Below are 23,481 nucleotides of genomic sequence, written 5' to 3'. Positions count from 1 at the left end.
TAATTAAAAAAGTTTTAAAAAACAGCTTACGGAATGTTGCGATGGAGGATCATAAGAATCCAATAAAAACAGTTGGATTACTTGTTGATGAAAGTTATTTTTTAAATACAAATCCTTTAATAAAAGAAATCGTTTCTAATGGAATAGCCGAAACTGATATTAAAGTTATTGTTTACAGAGATGTTTTAAAAAAGAATGAATCGTATTCGTATACTGTTTTTGGATTGAAAGATTTCAATTTTAAAGGAGTGACAGAATTACAATCAATAAATGAGTTTATCTCTGATGAATTTGATTTATTAATTAATTATTATGATGTTGAAAAACCTGTTTTGTTGCTTTTGACCAGTAAATCAAAAGCAAAATTCAAAGTTGGTTTTTCATCTATTGATAAAAGATTAAATCACTTGACGATTAGCTGTAATACAGGAAATCACAAGGTTTTTACTCATGAATTATTTAGATACTTAAAAATATTAAACAAAATATAATTTAAATTATGCAATCATTAATAGGAACAGGAGTTGCTCTAATCACACCATTCAAAGAAGATTTTTCAATAGATATTGATGCTTTAAAAAGAATTGTAAATTTTTCGATTGATGGAGGTATTGAATATCTTGTTGTACTTGGTACAACAGCAGAAAATGCCACATTATCGCAAGATGAAAAAGAGTTGGTGATTCAAACTGTAATCGAAGTAAATGCAGGAAGACTGCCTTTGGTTTTGGGTGTAGGAGGGAATAATACATTAAAAGTGGTAGAAGAATTAAAGACAAGAGATTTGTCTAGTTTTGTTGCTATACTTTCTGTTTCGCCTTATTATAATAGACCTACTCAAGAGGGAATTTATCAGCACTTTAAAGCAGTTTCTGAAGCATCACCTATTCCGGTAATATTGTATAATGTTCCAGGAAGAACTGCTAGCAATATGTTGCCTTCAACAGTTATTAGATTAGCTAATGATTTTGAAAATATAGTAGCTATAAAAGAAGCTGCTGGTGATATGGTTCAGGCTATGCAATTATTAAAAAATAAGCCTAAAGATTTTCTTGTGATTTCAGGAGATGACATGATTGCTTTACCTATTGTTTTGGCAGGTGGTGTAGGAGTTATATCAGTAATTGGCCAAGGTTTTCCTAAAGAATTTTCTGAAATGATCCGTTTAGGATTGAATAGAAAAGTTGACGATGCATACAAATCGCAATATTTATTATCAGATTGTATTGATATGATTTTTGAACAAGGAAACCCAGCAGGGATTAAAGAAGTGTTTAAGATCCTAGGAATTTCGGAAAATGTGGTGCGTTTGCCACTGGTTACTGTAGATGAATCTCTGGCAAAACGATTAAGCGTTTTTGTAAAAAATATTGATAAAAATGCCTAAAAATCACTAGATTTTTTTATACAAAGAAATATTTTGTAATAGCTAAATTAATAACTAAATTTGCCATCAAAACTTTGGTGCCATTTTATTATGGATTTAAATTATCCAGTATAAATATTTAAGTAAAAAAATGAAAAAAATAATATCTGTATTGCTTGTTGTTCTCTTTTTTTGCTCATGTAGTGAATATCAAACGGCATTAAAAACCGAAGATGTTGCAGTAAAGTTTGATGTAGCTTCAAAATTATATGATGCAGGAAAATATTCCAAAGCAATTAGACTTTTTGAACAATTGGCACCTGCTTATAGAGGGAAACCGCAAGGGGAAAAATTATTCTACATGTATTCTCAATCTTGCTATAAAACAAAACAATATTATATAGCTGGTTACCAGTTTGATAGTTTTGTTTCCGGGTATCCAAAGAGTGAGAAAGCAGAAGAATGTGCTTACTTAGGAGCATTAAGTTACTCAATGTTGTCACCAGTTTATTCGATAGATCAGACCGATACATTCAAAGCCATTGAAAAGATGCAAGGATTTATTGATCGTTATCCAAATTCGAAGTATATTGCTGAAGCTAATACTATTTCTAGAAAATTGAATGACAAAATTGAACGTAAAGTTTACGAAAATGCTTTAGAATATAATAGAATTTCAAATTATAAATCAGCAATTATTGCTTTTGATAATTTTATTGCAGATTTCCCAGGGACTCCATACAAGGAAAAAGCATTATACTATAAATTTGATTCAGCTTACTTGTTAGCCATGAACAGTATTCCTTCTAAAATGGAAGAAAGACTTAATGCAGCAAAAACATATTATTTGAATTTGGTTAAGTTTAAACCTAATACTGAATATAAGGCTAAAGTAGACGAAATGTCAGCACAAATTGATTTAGAATTACAAAAATATAATAAATAAATAAAGTCATGGATTTAAAAAAGACAAATGCTCCAGTAAACACAATAACTTATAACAAAACAGTTATTGAAGAACCTACTGGAAATGTGTATGAGGCGATAACAATTATGGCTAAAAGAGCAAATCAAATTAATTCTGAAATCAAAAAAGAATTGACTGAAAAGCTAGAAGAATTTGCAACTTACAACGATAGTCTAGAAGAAGTTTTTGAAAATAAAGAGCAAATCGAAGTTTCTAAATTTTACGAGAAATTACCAAAGCCACACGCTTTGGCAGTTCAAGAATGGTTAGATGGTAAAATCTACCACAGAGACGCAAATAAATAATCGATATAATGTCAGTTTTAAGCGGAAAAAAGATTTTGCTGGGAATTTCTGGCGGAATTGCTGCGTATAAAACGGCTTCATTAGTTCGACTTTTCATAAAAGCAGGTGCACATGTCCAAGTGATAATGACACCTGCTTCTAAGGATTTTATAACCCCACTTACCTTATCTACATTATCCAAGAATCCCGTTTTTTCTGATTTTTACAATAAAGATGAAAAAAATGAGGAATGGAATAATCATGTTGAGTTTGGTCTTTGGGCCGATTTAATGGTTATTGCACCTGCAACTGCCAATACTTTATCCAAAATGGCAAACGGATTGTGTGATAATCTGTTAATTGCTTGTTACCTATCTGCCAAATGTCCTGTTTATTTTGCGCCAGCAATGGACTTAGATATGTATATTCATCCTTCTACAGTTGAGAGTTTTAAGTCTTTAAAGGAATTCGGTAATATAATGATTCCTGCTGAAAGTGGAGAACTTGCCAGTGGTTTATCTGGCGAAGGTAGAATGGCAGAGCCAGAGAATATTGTTTCTTTCTTAGAAGCTGATCTCGAAAGTAAATTACCGCTAAAAGGAAAAAAAATATTGATTACCGCAGGCCCTACTTATGAGGCAATAGATCCAGTTCGATTTATTGGGAATCATTCTTCAGGTAAAATGGGTTTTGACCTAGCTGAAAGTGCAGCCAATTATGGCGCAACTGTTATATTGGTATCCGGACCAACACATTTTAAAATAAATCACCCTTTAGTACAATTAGTTTCAGTTGTCTCTGCTCAAGAAATGTATGATGCCTGTCATAAACATTATGCAGATGTTGATGTGGCAATTGCAGCTGCTGCAGTAGCTGATTATAAACCTAAAAATGTAGCTGATCAAAAAATAAAAAAAGCAGCCGATGATTTTACAATCGAGCTCGAAAAAACCAAAGATATCCTTGCTTCACTTGGCGATATTAAAAAGAATCAATTCTTGATAGGCTTTGCTTTAGAAACTGAAAATGAAATTGAAAATGCTAAAGCTAAAATTCAGAAAAAAAACCTAAATTTGATTGTTCTTAATTCCTTACAAGATCAAGGAGCCGGTTTTGGTAAAGCAACCAATAAAGTTACTTTTATTGATAGCTCTTTTAATATAGAACCAATGGATTTGAAATCTAAGGAAGAAGTAGCTGATGATATTTTAAACAAGATAATAACGCACTTTTATGGTTAAATATGTTTTATTTCTATTGATGTGGTGTGGCTTTATTCAAGCGCAACAACTGAATTGCACAGTATCACTGAATACCCAAAAAGTGAACAATGCAAATCAGCAGGTTTTTAAAACTCTAGAAACTGCATTGAATGAGTTTGTAAATAAAACAGATTGGACAGGTCAATCAATGTCACAAAAGGAGAAAGTTGATTGTTCGATGTTTATAACAATTTCAAGTTATAATTCGGATCAATTTGTTGCTAATATACAAATACAGTCTTCAAGAAATATATACAACTCGTCGTATTCGTCTCCAGTTTTAAATTTGAATGATAAAGATTTTACCTTCAATTATACTGAGTTCGAAAACTTGACTTACATCCCAACGAGTTATGCTTCTAATCTGGTTTCGGTTATTTCTTTCTATTGTTATGTAATATTAGGAATGGATGCTGATACTTTTGTTCCTATGTATGGAAATAAATATTATAGCGAAGCATTAAATATTGCCAATGTTGCCCAGCAAGGCGGAAATAAAGGATGGAACCAATCCGATGGCCCAATTAGTAGATATTCTTTAATAAATGACTTATTGTCACCGACCTATAATGATATAAGAATGTCGATTGCTCAATATTATACAGGTTTAGACATAATGAATCTAGATCAGAAAAAAGCCAAAGAAATGATTAAAGGCGCTTTGATGAATTTAGCTAAATTAAATGATACCAAACCTAATTCTTATCTATTGAGAATTTTTATGGATTCAAATTCAGATGAAATTGTTTCTATTTTTTCAGGAGGACCAAGTATTACTATTACTGACTTGGTTGATAGTTTGAACAAAACATCTCCTATGAACTCTAGTAAATGGCAATTAATTAAATATTAATTTTATTATTAGTTATTCTTTAATTAAGTCAATTTATCCTTAAAACTATATAAATGATTACTTCTCTGTCGATAAAAAACTATGCGTTAATCGAAAAATTAGCAATTGATTTTTCTAAAGGTTTTTCAATTATTACGGGTGAAACGGGTGCCGGTAAATCGATAATATTAGGAGCGTTAGGTTTGGCGTTAGGTAAAAGAGCCGACTTAACATCGCTTAAAAATAAAGAAGAAAAATGTGTGATTGAAGCTCATTTTGATATTTCTAAATATAACTTGCTTCCTTTTTTTGAGGAAAATGATCTGGATTTCGAAAATGATACCATTATTCGAAGAGAAATATTGCCTTCAGGAAAATCTAGAGCATTTGTAAATGATAGTCCTGTAAATCTTCAAGAGTTGCAGGAATTGAGTTTGTATTTAATAGATATTCATTCGCAACAACAAACTCAGGAATTGTCTGATGAAAATGTTCAATTTAAAATTATTGATGCAATTGCAAATAATCAGGATATAATTTTAGAGTATCAGTCTTTTTTGAAAAAATATAAATCAGATAAGTCTAAGTTGAATGCAATGCTTAAAAGAAAAGCAGATGCTTCAAAAGAACAAGAGTATAATACTTTTCTTTTAGATGAATTGGTATCTGCAAAATTAAAATCCGGAGAGCAAGAAACTCTTGAGGCAGATTATGAGCAGCTAAATAATGTAGAAATTATCAAAGAATCTCTAGATAAGTCTTTGGCATTATCTAATGAAGAACAGATTGGTGTTTTTCATAATTTAAATGAGATAAAAAATGCAATTCAAAAAATAGCTGTTTTTTCATCAGAATATAATTTGTTATTTGAAAGAATTACAAGTTTAAAGATTGAATTTGAGGATATTGCAGTTGAGTTAAATCGTTGCTCAGAGAAATTGATTAATGATCCTGAGCAATTGAATTTAATTAATCAAAAGTTGCAACTTATATATAATCTCCAAAAGAAACATCAAGTACTTTCGGTTGATGAATTGATAGAGATTCAGACTAATTTAGAAAATTCAGTTTTAGAATTAGGAAATCTTGATGAGGAAATAGAAAGTTTATCGAAAGAGGTAGAGGAGAGTGTGAAAAAACTGGATTCAATTTGTGATACAATCCATAAAAATAGATTATCAGCTATTCCGGTTTTGAGTCAAAAATTGGTCGATATTCTAGGATCTTTGGGTATGCCAAATGTACGTTTTAAAATGGAAATAAATAGAACTTCGACCTATTTTGAAAATGGAAAAGACGAATTACAATTTTTAATTTCTGCTAATAAAGGAACTGATTTTGGTTTATTGAAGAAAGTGGCTTCTGGTGGAGAAATGTCAAGAATTATGCTGGCTGTAAAAGCAATTTTGGCACAATATTCAAAATTACCAACTCTGATTTTTGATGAAATCGATACTGGGGTTTCTGGTGAAATTGCTAATAGAATGGGAGAGATTATGAAAGAAATGAGTGTTGAAATGCAGATATTTGCAATAACCCACTTGCCTCAAATAGCAGCCAAAGGTGAGGAGCATTTCAAAGTCTCAAAGATGACTGTTGGAGAGGATACACAATCTGAATTAAGATTATTATCAAGTGATGAGCGTATCACAGAAATAGCACAAATGTTGTCTGGAACTGTTATTTCTGATTCGGCCTTAAATCATGCAAAGGCCTTGTTGAACTAAATAATTGGGCTATATTTGCTCATTCAATTTTGAAAGATTTAAAAACATTCAATTAATTTAAAAATTATATAATATAAATTAACGTATAGACTAATATGATTATAGAACCAAGAATGAGAGGATTTATTTGTTTGACAGCCCAACCAAAAGGTTGCGAACAAAGTGTTAAAAATCAAATTGAATATGTAAAATCAAAAGGAGCTATTGCTGGTGCTAAGAAAGTATTGGTTATAGGAGCTTCAACAGGTTTTGGTTTGGCTTCAAGAATTACTAGTGCTTTTGGTTCAGATGCAGCAACAATTGGGGTGTTTTTTGAAAAAGAACCTTCAGAAGGAAAGACAGCTTCTCCAGGTTGGTATAATTCGGCTGCTTTTGAAAATGAAGCTCATAAAGCGGGCTTATATGCAAAGAGTATTAATGGAGATGCGTTTTCAAACGAAATAAAAAAACAAACATTAGATCTTATAAAAGCTGATTTAGGCCAAGTAGATTTAGTTATATACAGTCTTGCTTCACCAGTAAGATTAAATCCAAATACAGGAGTTTTACACCGTTCAGTGTTGAAACCAATTGGAAGCACTTTTAGCAACAAAACTGTTGATTTTCATACCGGAAAAGTTTCTGAAATTTCTATAGAACCTTGCACAGAAGAAGATATTACCAATACAGTTGCTGTAATGGGTGGTGAAGATTGGGCTATGTGGATTGATGCTTTGAAAGCTGAAAATCTATTGGCTCCAGGTGCTACAACAGTTGCTTATTCATACATAGGGCCATCATTAACTGAGGCTGTTTATAGAAAAGGTACGATTGGTCGTGCTAAAGATCACCTTGAAGCAACAGCATTCACAATTTCTGAAAGTTTAGCATCTCTTAATGGTAAAGCTTATGTTTCCGTAAATAAAGCTTTGGTAACTCAAGCTAGTTCAGCAATTCCGGTTATTCCATTGTATATTTCTTTATTGTATAAAATAATGAAAGAAAAAGGAATTCATGAAGGTTGTATCGAGCAAATTCAGCGTTTGTACCAACAAAGACTATACACAGGAGAAGCAATTTTGACTGATGATAAAGGAAGAATCCGTATTGATGATTGGGAAATGCGTGAGGATGTTCAGGACCAAGTTGCTAAACTATGGTTAGAAGCTACAACTGAGAATCTGGCAGAATTAGGAGATTTAGAAGGTTACAGAAGTGATTTCTATAATTTGTTTGGTTTTGGATTCGATGGTGTAGATTATAAAGCAGATACAAACGAAATGGTTGCTATCCAAAGTATCGGATAATTAGCAAACAATATTCATAATTTTCAAAGCACCTTATTACTTGATGGTTTAAAATCAAGAAAATAAGGTGTTTTTTTATAGTATAATTTGCAGCTATTTAGATTCTAAGACACTGAGTCTCTAAGATTCTAAGTTAAAAAAATGTCTACTTAAAATCTTAGAGACTCAGTGTCTTAGCAACTAGATACTATTAAATAGTTACTGTAATTTTAAATATTATTTTTATGTATAATTTATTAAAAGGAAAAAGAGGAATTATTTTTGGGGCTTTAGATGAAAATTCTATAGCTTGGAAAACGGCTGAACGAGTTAATGCAGAAGGAGGTGTTTTTGTTTTAACAAATGCCCCAGCGGCAATGAGATTGGGTAATATAGACGCGCTGGCTGAGAAAATAGGATGTCAAATTATTCCTGCTGATGCAACTTCGGTTACGGATTTGGAATTGCTGGTTGATAAAGCGGTTGAAATTTTAGGAGGAAAAATTGATTTTGTTTTGCATTCAATCGGAATGTCGGTTAATGTTAGAAAAGGAAATCATTATACGAATCAAAATTATGAGTATACGGAAAAAGGTTGGAATGTTTCTGCAGTTTCTTTTCATAAGTTGATGCAAGTATTGTATAAAAAAGATGCCATGAATGAATGGGGTAGTATTATTGCGCTATCATATATGGCTGCTCAGAGAGTTTTTCCGGATTATAATGATATGGCCGATAATAAAGCCTATTTAGAATCTATTGCACGTAGTTTTGGGTATTTCTTTGGGAGAGATAAAAAAGTGAGAGTCAATACTATTTCGCAATCTCCTACAGCTACCAGAGCTGGGCAGGGAGTCAAAGGATTTGGAGGTTTTATTGCTTTCGCAGATAAGATGTCTCCTCTTGGTAATGCGACAGCTGCAGAATGTGCTGATTATATAGTTGTTATGTTTTCGGATCTGACCCGAAAAGTGACCTTGCAAAATTTGTTGCATGATGGAGGATTTTCTAATATGGGAGTTAGCCAAGAAGTAATGGAAATGTTTGAATAGAGCTAATAAAAACACATGTTATATAAAAACCATCATTATTTATTTGATGGTTTTTTTGTTGATAAAGAGTACCTTTGCCAAAATTTAAAATAAAAGAATAAAAAATAATAACCCAATTACTATTATGTTGTTTTCATTGATCATTCCTGTTTATAATCGTCCTGATGAAGTAGATGAATTATTAGAAAGTTTAGCAAAATCAACCTACGAAGAAATTTTTGAAATTGTACTGATAGAGGATGGTTCTACAATTCGATGTCAGGATGTTGCTGCTAAATATGGAGACAGACTGGATATTTCATACTACTATAAAGAAAATTCAGGTCCTGGTGACTCTAGAAACTACGGAATGAATAAGGCTAGGGGGGATTACTACATTATTTTTGACTCAGATTGTATTATACCTAGTAATTATTTGAGTGAGGTTGAAAAAGCTTTACAGGAAAATTATGTGGATTGTTTTGGTGGGCCAGATAAAGCATTAGATAGTTTTTCGGATATCCAAAAAGCAATCAATTTTGCAATGACTTCTTTTTTAACCACTGGTGGAATTAGAGGAGGATCAGAAAAAATAGATAAATTTCAGCCTCGAAGCTTTAATATGGGATTGTCTCGAAAAGCATTTATAGCTTCTAAAGGTTTTGGAAATATTCACCCTGGCGAGGACCCGGATTTGTCTATTCGTTTATGGGATTTAGGTTATGAAACACGACTTTTTCAGAATGCATTTGTGTATCATAAAAGACGAATTGATTGGGATAAATTCTCCATTCAGGTCAGTAAATTTGGTAAAGCAAGACCAATTCTTAATAGTTGGTATCCTCAATATAATAAATTAACTTTTTTCTTCCCAACGTTTTTTATAATAGGATTTTTTGTATCTTTAATGTTGTTGGTATTTAATCAAGATTTTCTTCTTAAATTTTATTTTGGTTATTTTTTGGCATTATTTTTGCTGTCTTCTATTCAGAATAAGAGTATTAAAATTGGTTATCTGTCAATTATTGCAGTTTGGAAACAGTTTTACGGTTACGGAATGGGGTTTTTAGAGTCTTATGTTAAAGTTATTATGTTAAAACAGAAGCCACAAGAAGCATTTCCAGAATTGTTTTTTAAGAATTAATTAAAATGGCAAAAATAATTGGTTTAACAGGAGGAATTGGTAGTGGTAAAACAACAGTGGCCCAACTTTTTTTAGCATCTGGTATTCCAGTTTACATAACAGATCAAGAAGCTAGAAATTTGATGCAATCAGAAATGATTTTAGATCAAATTAAAGATGTATTTGGTACAACTGTATTTGAAAAAGGCGTTTTAATAAAAGAAAAGTTATCTGAAATTGTATTTAATGACGCTAATAAACTAGCTCAGCTCAATGGAATTGTACATCCTGCTGTTAAAATGCATTTTAAACAATGGCTTTTAGAACATCAAAAAGATCAGTTTGTCATTTACGAAAGTGCCATTTTATTTGAAAGTGGTAGTTATAAAGAATGTGATTTCATCATAAATGTTGTAGCGCCTCTTGAAATAAGGATTCAAAGAGTTATAGAAAGAGATAAAACTACTCGAGAAAAAGTTTTAGAGCGAATAAAAAATCAATGGAATGATGAGCAAAAATCATCAAAAAGCGATTTTATTATAGAAAATACTGGTATAGAGGCTGTAAAGTTAGAAATTGTTAAAATTCTTAATTTTTTAGGAATTAAACAAATCAAGTCTTAAATGTTAATCTTTGGTTAATGCATTATTTACTATATTGTTAAAATATTAATTTTGCTTAAATGAATAAGTTATTTTTTAGATTACTTGTATTGTTAATGAGTTTGTCCTTGATCGGGATTATACTTGTTCAAGTATATTGGTTTAATAGTTCATTTAAGAATAATGATGAGCAGTTTAAGTATCACGTTAAGCAAGTAATTGGTAATGTTGCTGAGAAGCTTCAAAATAGAGAAGCCTATAGTTTTTATGATAAATACAATCATTATAAAGACAGTACAGGTAAAATTCCTAAGAGGGATGATTTATTAGAGTTTTATTATGTTCAGAAAAATCCAAAGACTAATCAAACCATCATTTATTCGAATCTTGTAATTTCTGAAGATTTTAAATTACCCTCTGGATTATTTGATAAAAAATTTGATACCGAAAATTTCAAAAATTTTAATTCAAAAAGAGTTACTGAAGTTTATAATAATAATAAGTTAGATAATTCTGGTTTACAACAGAGTTTGATACCGGATGTTAAAATTGAAAAATCAGGAAATCTAGATGTTTTAGACAATGCGCAGTTTGAAATTTTCTTTAAGGACATTGCCTCAGCCATGCCCATTCAAGAAAGAATTTCAAAAGAGGTATTAAGAGATTTGCTTAAAAAAGAGTTGGAAGAATATGGTGTAAAAACCAAGTTTGAATTTGGAATTTTAAGTAATGGAATACAAACTAAAGTAAAATCAGATAATTTCAAATACGATAAAGAAGCTACGTATTCGATTCCAATTTTTACAGATAATGAAGGAAATGAAAAGTATAAGTTACTGGTAACTTTTCCTCATAAAAAGAAGTTTCTATTATCTGAGTTGGTGAGTATTACGATATTATCTATCATATTTACGTTAATTATAATAATAGCTTATACAAGTGCCCTAAATCAGTTGATACGTCAAAGACAAATTTCGGAGATTAAGACGGATTTTATCAATAATATGACGCATGAGTTTAAAACACCGATTGCAACTATAAATTTAGCTTTGGATGCTATTCGAAATCCTAAAATTATAGAAGATAGGGAAAAAGTATTTAAGTATCTCGATATGATTCGGGATGAAAATAAAAGGATGCATGCTCAAGTAGAAAATGTATTGCGAATTTCTAAGCTGGAGAAGAAAGAATTAAACATAATAAAGGAATCTACAAATGTAGAGGAAATTATAAATGACGCAATAGAACATGTTAATTTGATTCTGGAAGATAGAAATGGTAGTGTTAACCTTCATTTTGGAGCTTTGAGAAAAACAGCGTTACTAAATGATGTGCATTTTACAAACGTAATAGTAAATATTTTAGAAAATGCCATAAAATACTCTCCAGATGTTCCTAAAATTGATATTTATACCGAGAATATCAAAGATATGGTTATTATAAAAATAAAGGATAATGGGGTTGGTATGAGTAAGATTGCCCAGAAAAGAGTTTTTGAGAAGTTTTACAGAGAGCATACAGGGGATATACATAATGTAAAAGGACATGGATTAGGACTTGCTTATGTAAAAAGAATTGTAGATGACCACAATGGTCAAGTATATGTAGAAAGTGAAAAGGGAAAAGGAAGTACCTTCATTATAAAATTACCATTAATAAATTAAAATATGGAAAACGCGAATAAAAAAATACTGTTAGTTGAAGATGACCTTAATTTTGGTGCCGTACTAAAAGATTATTTAATGCTAAATGATTTTGAAGTCGTATTAGCTAAAAATGGTATGGAAGGTTTTGAAAAATTCAAGAAAGATACTTACGATTTGTGTATTCTTGATGTTATGATGCCATATAAAGATGGATATACCCTAGCTAAAGAAATTAGAGAGAAAAATAATGAAGTGCCTATAATTTTCCTTACTGCAAAAACGATGAAGGAGGATGTATTAAAAGGTTACAAGGCAGGTGCTGATGATTATTTGAATAAACCTTTTGATTCTGAGGTATTATTAATGAAAATTAATGCCATCATTCAGAGAAAATCGTCTGATGTAAAAACAGAAGCGGTTCAATTTGAATTTAATATTGGTAAATTTCACCTTAATTCAAAATTGCGTTTCTTGACATTTAGCGGTGGAGAACCTATTAAGTTATCTCCAAAGGAAAACGAATTGCTTAAAATGCTAATTCTTCATGAAAATGACTTAATGCCTAGAGAATTAGCTTTGACTAAAATTTGGAGAGATGATAATTATTTTACTTCTAGAAGTATGGATGTTTACATCGCCAAACTTAGAAAATACTTAAAACAGGATGAGGATGTTGAAATTTTGAACATTCACGGTGAAGGTTTTAGATTAGTTATAAAAAACAAATAGCTTATAAATAAAAAAGCTTCGATTGATTTCGAAGCTTTTTTTTATTTCCAATTGAGTTGTAATGCAAAACTCGTTTTGTCATCCTTGGTAATGCTAAAAATGACATCTTTATCATTTATGCATTCATGTATTGTTACCCTGTCCTTAAGGGACAATTCCTTTAAGAAATTCATCTCGAAACTTTTAATTTCTTTGGATAGGATTTTCTTTTCATCTACCAGATCCAAACACCATTCTAGGTATTTTACATTATTGGCATGGTTGACAATATCTAAATCAGATAAAAATACGGTTCTCTCAAATACCATCTCTTTTTCGTGAGTTATATTTATTTTTGAGAAACCCAATTCAGTAGCTTTATTTTCTGGATATAATTCAAAATGAGAGTAGGGCAGTGCTAATGGTTCCGGTCTACGCATTTTGGTGTTAAAAACAGCCCAAAATGTTTCAGATCCTACTATCTTCTTTCCGTTGACATGCATTTCCAGTGCTCTTACAGAACGAGAATTTTCTAAGGAATTGATCCAAGTTTTTACAGTAACAATGTCTCTCCATTTTGGTAGTTCAGTAACTTCTACGCGCATTCTACTCAAAACCCATGCTTGATCAAATTCTTGCATATCGGAAAAGCTGATACCACCTACTTCTGAATGTGCTGCAGCAGTTAGCTGTAGCAAATTGCATAAATCTGCATATTTTAAATAACCGTTTGGAGCACATTGAGTAAAATTGATTTCCCAATCTTTGCTAAATATGGACGTGAAATTTGGATCTATTGGCATAGGGTTTTATGATTTATGATTGTTGATTTTAGACTGGGATTGAGTTTCTATATATTTTATAATTTCTGCTCTGTCTGTTAGATAGTCAAACCATTGAGTGTTTTCTTTTCGTTTGAACCAAGTGAGTTGGCGCTTAGAAAATCTTCTGGTATTTTTTTTGATTTCTTCTATAGCAAAGGGTAGCGTAAATTCTCCATCAAAATAGCTAAACAATTCTCTATAACCTACGGTTTGTAATGCATTTAGTTCTTTGTTTGGGTATAGTTTTTCGGCTTCTGATAAAAGCCCTTCATTGAGCATGATGTCTACCCGTTGGTTTATTCGATCATAAATAACGCTTCTTTCTGCTTCTAATCCTATGATTATTGGGGTAAAGTTGCGGTTGTTTTTTTCTTGATTTAAAAATGATGAATAAGGTTTACCGGAACCAATGCAAACTTCTACAAAACGCATCATACGTTGTGGATTTTGTAGAGTTTGTGGGTTTTCGGATGTTATTGTTTTGTAATATTCAGGATCTAATGTTGCCAGTTGTTGTTGCAAGTACTCGATTCCTGATTCTTTGTAACTTGAATTTACATTTTCTCTAACAGAAGGATCTATAGTTGGAAATTCATCAAAGCCTTTTAAAATAGCATCTACATACAATCCGGAACCTCCAACGAGAACTACGTAATCATTATTTTGGAACAATTCTTCTATTTTTGACAATGCCTCTTTTTCGAAATCACCTACGGTATAGTTATCAAAAATTGATTTATTTTGAATAAAATGATGTGTTGCTGCTGCCAATTCTTTTGGATTAGGAACTGCTGTACCAATGGTCATTTCCTTAAAAAACTGTCGGCTGTCACAGGAAACAATTTCACAATTATAGTGATTGGCCAGGTTTATACTTAAGGCAGTTTTTCCTATGGCTGTAGGTCCGACGATGGTAATTAAATACTTCATTTTCTTTTTTTAGCCCAGATGGTAACGAAAACCCCGGAATTATTTTAGTTAGTTTTTCTTGGTGTAAAAGAGCAACTGAAAGAAGCTCCTTTTGCGCCTTAGAAAAACGACTGGAATAATGAGGAGTTGTAGTGTACAGCTGGATTGGCTCCTAAATTATTTGCTTATTGGTGTTGAATCTTTCAATTAAAAATTAATAATTTTTAGGACTCTATGTTTTTTTAAATAACCTTGAATGTATGATCTCGTGTCTTTATTGTTGGGCATTGGAATCAGGATATTTTTTAGTATTTCGGGGGTGTGAATTTGATAATTTAAATCATAAAATGCATACCCTTTGTATATTCCTTTTTCGATTAATATTGCACTGTATTCTCCTGTTTTTCGGCCTTTGTCAATGATGATCATGCTTTTATTTTCAAAAAGATTTTTGTCAATAAAAACCTGAACTCTTGAGTTGTATTCTTCAGGAGTTATTTTGTCTATGCAAGCACCATCGCATTCATTGATTGCAAATTGTGCACAGGCTTTTTTTGAATCCGAAAGTCCAGTTAATTTTGGACAAAGTTGATAGTTTGTTGTAATGCGGTTAAGCGCTGCCTTTGCTTCTTGCTGGTTTACAAATGCAGTGATTTCTTTTTTACGACCATCTGCTTTTTGAAGTTTTAAATTCAAATAGCCATTTTTGTCTTTTTCGGTATAAATAGCCCAAGAGAACTTGTTTTTGCGCGCCATTCGGTTGTAAATAGGGCGATTTTTTTTAATTTCTTCGGATTCTTTTAGTAAGGCAATCAATTCACTTCCTGTTTCTTCATAGGTTACGGTAAATACTTCGGATTGGATTTTCTTGGCACTTCTCGTGATTCCTGTAAAGTGTTGATTGACCCTTTTTTTTATGTTTTTGCTTTGACCAATAAAGATAATTGTACCATCTTCCCGATGTATGTAATAAATCCCTGTTTTGGATGGTAAGCTTTCTACTATGTCTAATAATTTTGTTGGAATACCTTTGATGACTTCAAACTTAATGAGCTCTTTTACAATTGTTTTTTCGAGATCTTTGTCTAAAAGCATTTTGAATAGTTTTACCGTAGCCATAGCATCTCCGCTAGCTCTGTGTCTGTCTGCCATTGGGATACCTAGTGCTCTTACCAGTTTTCCTAGACTGTGTGAAGGCTGTTCTGGTAGTAAACGTTGTGATAATTCTACCGTACAAAGGGTTTTTATATTGAAATCATACCCTAAACGACGAAACTCGGTGCGAAGGATTCTGTAATCAAAAGCGGCATTATGAGCAACAAGAACGCAATCTGTGGTCATCTCAATGATACGTTTGGCTACTTCAAAAAACTTTGGAGCTCCACGAAGCATTTCGTTATTTATACCAGTAAGTTTGACAACAAATGGCTGAATGGGAATTTCTGGGTTGATTAAACTAATAAACTGATCTACAATTTCGTGTCCATCAAATTTATAGATTGCAATTTCCGTTATTCCTTCTTCGTTGAATTGTCCTCCTGTGGTTTCTATGTCGAGTATTGCGTACAAAATTCAGTATTCAGTTTTTTGTTGTGACGTACTGCAGTACATCTTTACGTTTTTTTAGTGTTCAGTCGCTAAATCTGAGATCAAAAAATCAAATTATCGCCCTCCAAAGATACTACTTCCAATCCGAACCATTGTACTGCCGCATGCAATTGCCAATTGGTAATCGCCAGACATTCCCATGGAAAGAATTTTTAGATTGCAATTCTCAGAATTTAGATTTTTATGATTGTCAAAAATAGATTTTAAATGCGTGAATTCTTTCTTGATCTGGTTTTGATTGTCTGTAAAAGTCGCCATTCCCATTAAGCCTACAATTCGAATATTTTTCATTTTTAGAAAAGAATCGGAGGATAAGAGAGTGTTAAGTTCTTCTTCATCAAGTCCAAATTTTGTTTCTTCTTCGGCTATATGTATCTGGAGTAAGCAATTAATAACCCGATCGTTTTTTAAGGCTTGCTTATTGATTTCTTCTAATAATTTAAGGCTGTCTACTCCATGAACCAAATTTACGAAAGGAGCCATGTATTTGACTTTATTGGTCTGTACATGTCCAATCATATGCCATTCGATATCTTTGGGCATTTGTTCCCATTTATCGACCATTTCCTGAATTTTGTTTTCACCAAAAATGCGTTGGCCTGCATCATAGGCTTGCATCAAATCAGAAACGGGTTTTGTTTTGGACACAGCGACTAAGGTCACGTGGTCTGGGAGTGTTGATTTTATAGTCTGTAAATTTGTAGCTATTGACATTTTTAAATCTTTTAATTTAAAGTTCATAAATCACTAATCCATTTCTGAATTTGGGTTCTATATAAGTACTTTTTGGTGGCATAACGAGATTAGCGTCAGCTAAATCTTTTATTTCCTGAATATTGGAAGGGAACATAATGAATCCTATTTCGAATTCTTCTTCATCTATTTTTCGTTTTACTTCGAGTATAGATTGTTTACCGGATATATATTCAATTCGCTCATCATTTCGAAGATCTTGAATGTTTAAAAGAGGCAATAGTACTTTTGAATAAAGAATTTGTGTATCTAAAGAATCTAAAGCAGTTTCAAAAATACAATATTCTGGTTTCAAAATCAGACTATAGAATTCATGGTCAAGATACATTCCAAATTGATGTTTTTCAATTGGCTGAAATGGCTGTTGATTTTTGATTTCGACAATGAAGGTCTCATTTAACTTCTGGAGAAAATCCTCTTTGGATAATCCGTTCAAATCTTTTATGAGTCGATTGAATTCGTATATTTTGATGTTGTTTTCTGAAATTAAATAACTTAGCAAGTAGTCTTTTGCTGTGTTTTCCGGATCTTTATTCTCTTCGGATAATAATTTAGAGGCTTCGGATCTGTGGTGACCGTCCGCGATATATAGATTTTTTATTTTTTCAAAAATACCTTGTATCCAATTGATTTCTAGTTCATCATCAATTTTCCATAAATAATGAATCTCTTTTTTTGTAGTAGAGAATTCAAAATCAGCTAGTTTTTGGGTACAGTTGTAAATCCAATTTTCAATAGTTTTGTTATCAGGATAGGTCATTAGAACGGGTTCTGTATTGAACTCCGAATAATTCATGTATTCTTTTAACAATCGAACTCTAAATGCTAGTGTATCTTCGTGTTTCTTGATTATATTGTTGCGATAATCTTCTATACTTGTGCCAACTATTATTCCTGTGAATGAATGTGTTTTGGTGACAATCTTATGGATGTAAATAGATGGCTTTTTATCTTTGATTAAAATAAGCTCTTTTTTGAATTCCTGATATTTTTGGGATACCAGTTTGTATCGCTTTTCATAAGAAACTGTATTTTGATTCGAATAGGCTGGTTTTAAAATATGCAAAAATGATAATGGATTAAAATCCAATTGTGCGGCCAATTCAGCATTTATGTATTCCTCATACGAACGACATGTTACAAGACACACTTTATCGCGTGTGGGTCTAACTGCTTTAAAAGGTACTATTTTTGCCATTCTATTTTGTTTTTAGTTTTAGTCACAGATTTTAATTCATCAATTAGGTTAAAATCTGTGACCGAAAACCACAGCTTTTTAAATAAACTGTTTTGAAATTTTTTCAGCTTTTTTACTTTCGCTATAATCGTAAAAACCTTCACCTGATTTTACACCTAATTTTCCTGCTCTCACCATGTTTACCAATAAAGGACAAGGTGCATATTTTGGATTTTTGAAACCATCGTACATCACATTTAAGATAGCAAGACATACATCAAGACCAATAAAATCTGCTAGTTGTAAAGGTCCCATTGGGTGTCCCATTCCTAATTTCATAACAGTGTCAATCTCATAAACACCAGCTACTTTGTTATATAAAGTTTCAATTGCCTCGTTAATCATTGGCATTAAAATTCTATTGGCAACAAATCCTGGATAATCGTTTACTTCAACTGGTGTTTTTCCTAATTTTTCGGATAAAGCCATGATAATGTTAGTAACTTCATCACTGGTATTGTAACCGCGAATGATTTCTACAAGTTTCATGATAGGCACAGGGTTCATAAAGTGCATTCCAATTACACGTTCCGGATGAGCTACTACTGCACCAATTTGTGTAATGGAAATTGATGAGGTATTAGTTGCTAAAATGGTGTTGTGCGAACAAGCTTCGTTTAATTGCTTGAAGATGTTGAGTTTTAAATCTACATTTTCAGTAGCAGCTTCTACTACTAAATCTACACCTGTTACACCATCCTTAATGTCTGTATAGGTAATGATATTTGTAATAGTTTTTGTCTTTTCTTCTTCGGTTATGGTTCCTTTAGAAACCATTCGATCTAAATTGGCTGCTATGGTTGCCATTCCTTTGTCTAATGACTTCTCGGAGATATCGATTAATTTAACAGTAAATCCACTTTGTGCAAAGGTATGTGCAATTCCATTACCCATAGTCCCAGCACCAATTACAGCAATAATTTTCATTTTTATTATTTTTTAAAGTTAAAAAAGTTTAAAATTTAAAGACGAATTGTGGACTTTAAACTTTAAACTTTTAATTTGATTTATTGAGTTATTTATTTTTTAAAGCAATCTATAATTTGGTATGCCACTCTTAATGCATCTGTTGCTTGTTCTAAAGTTACTACAGGTGTAGTATCGTTATTGATAGCATCAGCAAACGATTCTAGTTCGTCCAGAATAGCATTATTTTGTTCAACATCTGGATTAGAGAAGTAAATCTGTTTTTTTACTCCTTCGGCATTTTGTAAAATCATGTCAAAATCACCAGGTACTTCTGGAGCATCTTTCATTTTAACTACTTCACATTTTTTTTCTAGAAAGTCAACAGAAATGTAGGCATCTTTTTGAAAAAATCGCGACTTGCGCATGTTTTTCATAGAAATTCGGCTCGCGGTTAAGTTGGCTACACAACCGTTTTCGAATTCAATTCTTGCATTGGCAATATCTGGAGTTTCACTTATAACAGATACACCGCTTGCATTGATGTTTTTTACTTTAGAATTTACTACGCTTAAAATAGCATCGATGTCATGAATCATCAAGTCTAAAACTACTGGGACATCTGTACCACGTGGATTAAACTCTGCCAATCGATGGGTTTCTATAAACATGGGATTTTCAATCATGTTTTTGGTAGCGATAAAGGCAGGATTGAATCTTTCTACATGTCCAACTTGTCCTTTTACATTATATTCTTTGGCAAGAGCAATGATTTCTTCAGCCTCTTCAACTGTATTAGAAATAGGTTTTTCTATAAAAACGTGTTTACCGGATTTAATAGCAACTTTGGCACATTTATAGTGGGAAAGTGTTGGAGTTACAATATCAATTACGTCAACTGCATGAATTAGAGTTGCAATTGTATTAAAATGTTTGTAACCAAATTCTTTCGATATTTTTTCGGCATTTTCTTGATTGGGGTCATAAAAACCAACTAATTCATACTTTTCGGATTGTTGTAATAAACGCAAATGTATTTTACCTAGATGCCCTGCACCCAATACTCCAATTTTCAGCATAATAATGATGTTTCTACAAAAATAGTAATAAAATAAGAAATTCCAATTTTTATGCGGATAACTATCGAGTCTAAATTTTAACCTTTAAGTATGAAACGGACTCAGTAAAAATTGAAGTTTTTTTTAAATTGGAATTTGAATTTGTTTTCTATTTTTGCCTTTTTATAAAACCCAAAACTTTGAAAGATACCGCCAAACATCAAGGACTTCGTAATCAATTAGTAAGTGTCTTACAACAAAAAGGAATTACAGACAAGAACGTTTTAGAAGCCATAAAAAAAATTCCGAGACATTTGTTTTTGAACTCAAGTTTTGCAGATTTCGCATACCAAGACAAAGCATTTCCTATTGGAGCTGGCCAAACTATTTCCCAGCCTTATACTGTTGCTTTTCAATCCCAATTATTAGAGGTTAGTAAAGGTCATAAAGTACTAGAAATTGGTACTGGCTCTGGTTATCAAACAGCTGTTTTGTGTATGATGGGTGCTAAAGTTTATAGTGTTGAGCGACAAAAAGAATTGTTTAAACAAACTTCGGCTTTATTACCAAAACTAGGAATTCGTCCGCAACATATTTCTTTTGGAGATGGTTATAAGGGTTTACCTGGTTACGCTCCATTTGATAGTATAATTGTTACTGCCGGTGCTCCTATAATTCCACAACCATTAATGGCACAACTCAAAATAGGAGGAAGACTCGTCATTCCGTTAGGAGAAGATGTTCAAATCATGACATTGTTAATACGTATAAATGAAACTCAATTTGAAAAGCATGAGTTTGGAGAATTTCGTTTCGTTCCTTTATTAGAAGACAAGAATTAATTTATTTTCTAATCTAATTTTTTAAAACCATTCATTCTATAGAATGGTTTTTTTATGTCATAGCTTTAAAGTAAATACTATTATATTGGAATACAGCAACCGTATTTTAATAATAAGCAGCTAAATTCTGATAATATTTACAAAACTGACTATTATCATATTTTTAACAAAAAGGAGGTTTTAAATTTGTTTCGTCAAGTATTCGTAAGTAAAATACTTGTAATAGAATTAAATGTTTAATAAAAAGGTATGAACGAAGTGAAAGAAATGATCAAAAGACCAATCCCTATTGATAAAGAGGTGTCATGGGATAAAACGAAAACAATTATGAGTAAAACGGATTTGTATGGTACCATCGAGTACGCAAATGAAGTTTTTGTAGATGTTTGTGGTTATGAGGATTATGAATTAATGGCTCAGCCCCATAATATTGTTAGACATCCGGATATGCCAAAGGTTATATTTAAGGTGCTTTGGGAGAATATTCAAAAGGGAAATCAGTTTCATGGAATTGTAAAAAATTTAGCAAAATCCGGAAGGTATTATTGGGTGATTACCAATTTTGAGTATTCTAGAGACGAAAATGGTAATATAGTTAATTATATAGCCAGAAGAAAAGCGGTTCCGGAAGAGGTGATAACAAAGCATATTGAGCCTTTGTATAAAAAGCTTTTACAGATTGAACAAGCGAGTGGTGTTGATGCAAGTGAAAAATACTTGATTGGCTTTTTAGAAGAGGAAGGGCTTAGTTATGTTGAGTTGGTTACTAAATTAATGATCGAAAATCAAAAAACTGAGGAATTGCAACAAATACAACATGATGCAGTTGTTAAAGGAACCGAAGAGGAAGAAAAGAAAGGTTTTTTCAGTAGATTTTTCGGTTTATAAAAGCATATCTTTTTAGGTATTATTATTTCAATTTGAATGAAAAAAGCAATACTAAATAATTTTAGTATTGCTTTTTAATTTATATAAATCTCTTTATGAGGATTATGTTATTTTGTTTTAGGAGGCATATATCCATCAGCTCTCATCTGATTCACACAAGCTTGCATGATTTCGTCAACAGTGGCACTGATATCAGATACATCCAAAGATTTTGTAGTAGCACTCCAAACTAATTTATTGTTTTTTAAGTCAAAAATATTAGTTTCTATATAGTAATATGTGTTTTCTTGGTAGTACCCCGGAGTGTAGTATGCAGGAGCGTAAGCACCGTACCATCCTCCAAATCCAGCACCATAACCCATGCCATATCCGCCTACATAGCCATATCCCATTCCAGGATATCCCATTCCACCATAATAAGTGCTTGTTCCTGGGACATATTGAGTTTCTTTATCGGCTCTTATGAAACGCATTGTAATTGCCCCGTCAAAGCCTTCAGTTTGAAGAATGCTTAATTTTTGTTCTTGTGTAAGATTTAAATTTGCTTGATTTAAATAATTGTAAGAAGGATTTAGTACCGAAGGATTAATAGAAGCAATTCTATTTTCTGTAGACCTTCTGGTACTTTCGTCTTTAGCTAAAGCTACAACTATTACTTTTTTGAAGTTTTCACTTGCAAGAGTTGCATTTGGGTCTCTCCAACTAGAAACAATTGATGTATTACTTCCACAACTTGTAAGGCAAACACAAATTAATGCGATAAAAATGTTTTTCATAATTTTCCGTTTTTTTGTTTTACTGTAGTAAAAGTAATTATAATTTTGACAAAAATCTACGGTATCTTATTGAAATTTAATCAAAAAGCATTAAAGATTATTTAAAAAGCTTTCTTTATTCTATCTAAATCTCTTTTGGTGTCCTGTTCTTTCAAGGACTCTCTTTTATCATAAGTTTTTTTACCTTTACAAAGTCCAATTTGTAGTTTGGCCAATCCCTTTTCATTAGTGAATAATTTTAGAGGGACGATAGTAAGTCCCTTGGCTTGAACACTTCTTAGTAATCCCTTCAATTCCCTTTTATTCAAAAGTAATTTACGTTCGCTACGGGCTTTATGATTGAATTGATTTCCAAAAGAATATTCCTCTATATAAGTATTGATGGCAAAAAGTTCATTACCGCTAAATTCACAAAAACTTTCGGTTATGTTGGCTTTTCCTAATCGAATAGATTTTATTTCGGTTCCCACTAAAACAATACCTGCGGTATAGGTTTCAAGGATTTCATAGTCGAATCGGGCTCTTTTATTGAGTATGTTGACAGTTTTTTGCATAGTTGGGCAAATTTAGGAACTAATTAATGAAAGACCAATTGTTTTTGATAAAATGCTATAAATTTGCCGGATGGAAAAGCAGCAATCAAAAGACCCGCTTCATGGAGTTACACTTCAAAAAATTCTGGAAACGTTAGTAGCTTACTATGGATTTGATACCTTAGGGGAATTGATTAAAATCAAATGTTTCAATATAAATCCGAGCATAAAATCCAGTCTTACCTTCTTGCGTAAAACAGATTGGGCCAGAAAACAAGTTGAAGAATTGTATATAAAGACCATTCAGAAAATGTAAACCAATAGCTAGGAGCTT

The 23,481-nt window shown here is 31.9% G+C and carries 25 protein-coding genes; 16 read left to right on the top strand and 9 right to left on the bottom strand.

Translation table 11 applies throughout. The features are described 5' to 3' along the window. The first annotated feature begins 41 nt into the window (after positions 1-41). From OZP08_RS15845 to OZP08_RS15785, 13 genes are all read left to right on the top strand, one after another. On the top strand, positions 42-491 hold the full coding sequence (locus OZP08_RS15845) for a DUF6913 domain-containing protein (RefSeq protein ID WP_349293457.1): 450 nt from the start codon (positions 42-44) through the stop codon (positions 489-491). Positions 492-499: 8 nt separating this feature from the next. After that, positions 500-1,387, top strand: a complete 888-nt coding sequence (dapA, locus tag OZP08_RS15840; RefSeq protein ID WP_268847045.1) for a 4-hydroxy-tetrahydrodipicolinate synthase — start codon at positions 500-502, stop codon at positions 1,385-1,387. A 130-nt stretch (positions 1,388-1,517) separates the two neighbouring features. Beyond that, a complete protein-coding gene (locus OZP08_RS15835) occupies positions 1,518-2,312 on the top strand; it encodes an outer membrane protein assembly factor BamD (protein WP_268847044.1) in 795 nt (264 codons plus the stop codon). A gap of 8 nt (positions 2,313-2,320) precedes the next feature. Next, positions 2,321-2,638 carry a DNA-directed RNA polymerase subunit omega gene (locus OZP08_RS15830; protein WP_116761231.1) on the top strand — a complete coding sequence of 106 codons (318 nt, stop codon included), beginning with the start codon at positions 2,321-2,323 and terminating at the stop codon, positions 2,636-2,638. Positions 2,639-2,646: 8 nt separating this feature from the next. Next, on the top strand, positions 2,647-3,858 hold the full coding sequence (coaBC, locus tag OZP08_RS15825; protein ID WP_281322296.1) for a bifunctional phosphopantothenoylcysteine decarboxylase/phosphopantothenate--cysteine ligase CoaBC: 1,212 nt from the start codon (positions 2,647-2,649) through the stop codon (positions 3,856-3,858). Beyond that, positions 3,851-4,732: a type IX secretion system protein PorD gene (gene porD / locus OZP08_RS15820; RefSeq protein ID WP_281322295.1), complete on the top strand. Its 882-nt coding sequence runs from the start codon at positions 3,851-3,853 to the stop codon at positions 4,730-4,732. The genes coaBC and porD overlap by 8 nt, the downstream gene beginning before the upstream one ends. Positions 4,733-4,785: 53 nt before the next feature. After that, complete coding sequence (gene recN, locus OZP08_RS15815) at positions 4,786-6,438, top strand: DNA repair protein RecN (RefSeq protein ID WP_281322294.1); 1,653 nt, start codon at positions 4,786-4,788, stop codon at positions 6,436-6,438. A 95-nt stretch (positions 6,439-6,533) separates the two neighbouring features. Continuing rightward, positions 6,534-7,724, top strand: coding sequence for an enoyl-ACP reductase FabV (gene fabV / locus OZP08_RS15810; RefSeq protein ID WP_268847043.1), 1,191 nt, complete (start codon positions 6,534-6,536; stop codon positions 7,722-7,724). A gap of 224 nt (positions 7,725-7,948) precedes the next feature. Then, positions 7,949-8,755: an enoyl-ACP reductase FabI gene (locus tag OZP08_RS15805; RefSeq protein ID WP_268847042.1), complete on the top strand. Its 807-nt coding sequence runs from the start codon at positions 7,949-7,951 to the stop codon at positions 8,753-8,755. Positions 8,756-8,879: 124 nt separating this feature from the next. Next, positions 8,880-9,878 carry a glycosyltransferase family 2 protein gene (locus OZP08_RS15800; RefSeq protein ID WP_281322293.1) on the top strand — a complete coding sequence of 333 codons (999 nt, stop codon included), beginning with the start codon at positions 8,880-8,882 and terminating at the stop codon, positions 9,876-9,878. 5 nt (positions 9,879-9,883) lie between these two features. Beyond that, complete coding sequence (gene coaE / locus OZP08_RS15795) at positions 9,884-10,480, top strand: dephospho-CoA kinase (protein WP_281322292.1); 597 nt, start codon at positions 9,884-9,886, stop codon at positions 10,478-10,480. A 59-nt stretch (positions 10,481-10,539) separates the two neighbouring features. Beyond that, positions 10,540-12,123, top strand: a complete 1,584-nt coding sequence (locus OZP08_RS15790; protein WP_268847041.1) for a sensor histidine kinase — start codon at positions 10,540-10,542, stop codon at positions 12,121-12,123. Between the two features lie 3 nt (positions 12,124-12,126). Next, positions 12,127-12,834, top strand: coding sequence for a response regulator transcription factor (locus OZP08_RS15785; RefSeq protein ID WP_268847040.1), 708 nt, complete (start codon positions 12,127-12,129; stop codon positions 12,832-12,834). A gap of 41 nt (positions 12,835-12,875) precedes the next feature. Here OZP08_RS15785 and OZP08_RS15780 read toward each other — a convergent pair whose 3' ends face one another. The 7 genes from OZP08_RS15780 to OZP08_RS15750 form a co-directional block, all read right to left on the bottom strand. Continuing rightward, complete coding sequence (locus OZP08_RS15780; protein ID WP_268847039.1) at positions 12,876-13,616, bottom strand: acyl-[acyl-carrier-protein] thioesterase; 741 nt, start codon at positions 13,614-13,616, stop codon at positions 12,876-12,878. A gap of 6 nt (positions 13,617-13,622) precedes the next feature. Continuing rightward, the gene (gene miaA, locus OZP08_RS15775; protein WP_281322291.1) at positions 13,623-14,567 is read right to left on the bottom strand and encodes a tRNA (adenosine(37)-N6)-dimethylallyltransferase MiaA; all 945 of its coding nucleotides are present in this window, start codon (positions 14,565-14,567) and stop codon (positions 13,623-13,625) included. A 186-nt stretch (positions 14,568-14,753) separates the two neighbouring features. Continuing rightward, a complete protein-coding gene (locus OZP08_RS15770) occupies positions 14,754-16,115 on the bottom strand; it encodes an exonuclease domain-containing protein (RefSeq protein ID WP_281322290.1) in 1,362 nt (453 codons plus the stop codon). A gap of 93 nt (positions 16,116-16,208) precedes the next feature. After that, complete coding sequence (locus tag OZP08_RS15765) at positions 16,209-16,868, bottom strand: YggS family pyridoxal phosphate-dependent enzyme (protein ID WP_268847038.1); 660 nt, start codon at positions 16,866-16,868, stop codon at positions 16,209-16,211. Positions 16,869-16,884: 16 nt separating this feature from the next. After that, positions 16,885-18,105: a DUF1015 domain-containing protein gene (locus OZP08_RS15760; protein WP_268847037.1), complete on the bottom strand. Its 1,221-nt coding sequence runs from the start codon at positions 18,103-18,105 to the stop codon at positions 16,885-16,887. A 78-nt stretch (positions 18,106-18,183) separates the two neighbouring features. Continuing rightward, on the bottom strand, positions 18,184-19,071 hold the full coding sequence (locus OZP08_RS15755; RefSeq protein ID WP_268847036.1) for a 3-hydroxyacyl-CoA dehydrogenase family protein: 888 nt from the start codon (positions 19,069-19,071) through the stop codon (positions 18,184-18,186). A 92-nt stretch (positions 19,072-19,163) separates the two neighbouring features. Further along, positions 19,164-20,129, bottom strand: a complete 966-nt coding sequence (locus OZP08_RS15750; protein ID WP_281322289.1) for a Gfo/Idh/MocA family protein — start codon at positions 20,127-20,129, stop codon at positions 19,164-19,166. A 179-nt stretch (positions 20,130-20,308) separates the two neighbouring features. On the opposite strand from OZP08_RS15750, the gene OZP08_RS15745 reads away from it, so the two are divergent. Together OZP08_RS15745 and OZP08_RS15740 are read left to right on the top strand one after the other, a co-directional pair. Next, positions 20,309-20,950, top strand: a complete 642-nt coding sequence (locus OZP08_RS15745; protein ID WP_281322288.1) for a protein-L-isoaspartate(D-aspartate) O-methyltransferase — start codon at positions 20,309-20,311, stop codon at positions 20,948-20,950. Between the two features lie 249 nt (positions 20,951-21,199). Next, positions 21,200-21,838: a PAS domain-containing protein gene (locus tag OZP08_RS15740; RefSeq protein ID WP_268847035.1), complete on the top strand. Its 639-nt coding sequence runs from the start codon at positions 21,200-21,202 to the stop codon at positions 21,836-21,838. A 107-nt stretch (positions 21,839-21,945) separates the two neighbouring features. Here OZP08_RS15740 and OZP08_RS15735 read toward each other — a convergent pair whose 3' ends face one another. Both OZP08_RS15735 and smpB read right to left on the bottom strand, forming a co-directional pair. Further along, on the bottom strand, positions 21,946-22,614 hold the full coding sequence (locus OZP08_RS15735) for a DUF4136 domain-containing protein (protein ID WP_268847034.1): 669 nt from the start codon (positions 22,612-22,614) through the stop codon (positions 21,946-21,948). 101 nt (positions 22,615-22,715) lie between these two features. Further along, positions 22,716-23,168, bottom strand: a complete 453-nt coding sequence (gene smpB, locus OZP08_RS15730; protein ID WP_268847033.1) for an SsrA-binding protein SmpB — start codon at positions 23,166-23,168, stop codon at positions 22,716-22,718. A 70-nt stretch (positions 23,169-23,238) separates the two neighbouring features. On the opposite strand from smpB, the gene OZP08_RS15725 reads away from it, so the two are divergent. Continuing rightward, the gene (locus tag OZP08_RS15725; RefSeq protein ID WP_268847032.1) at positions 23,239-23,463 is read left to right on the top strand and encodes a VF530 family protein; all 225 of its coding nucleotides are present in this window, start codon (positions 23,239-23,241) and stop codon (positions 23,461-23,463) included. Positions 23,464-23,481 lie beyond the last annotated feature (18 nt).

The organism is Flavobacterium aestivum (genome assembly GCF_026870175.2).
Taxonomy (GTDB): Bacteria; Bacteroidota; Bacteroidia; order Flavobacteriales; family Flavobacteriaceae; genus Flavobacterium; species Flavobacterium aestivum.
Note: the sequence above shows the minus strand (reverse complement) of the source record. Positions and strands in the feature narration are given on the sequence as shown.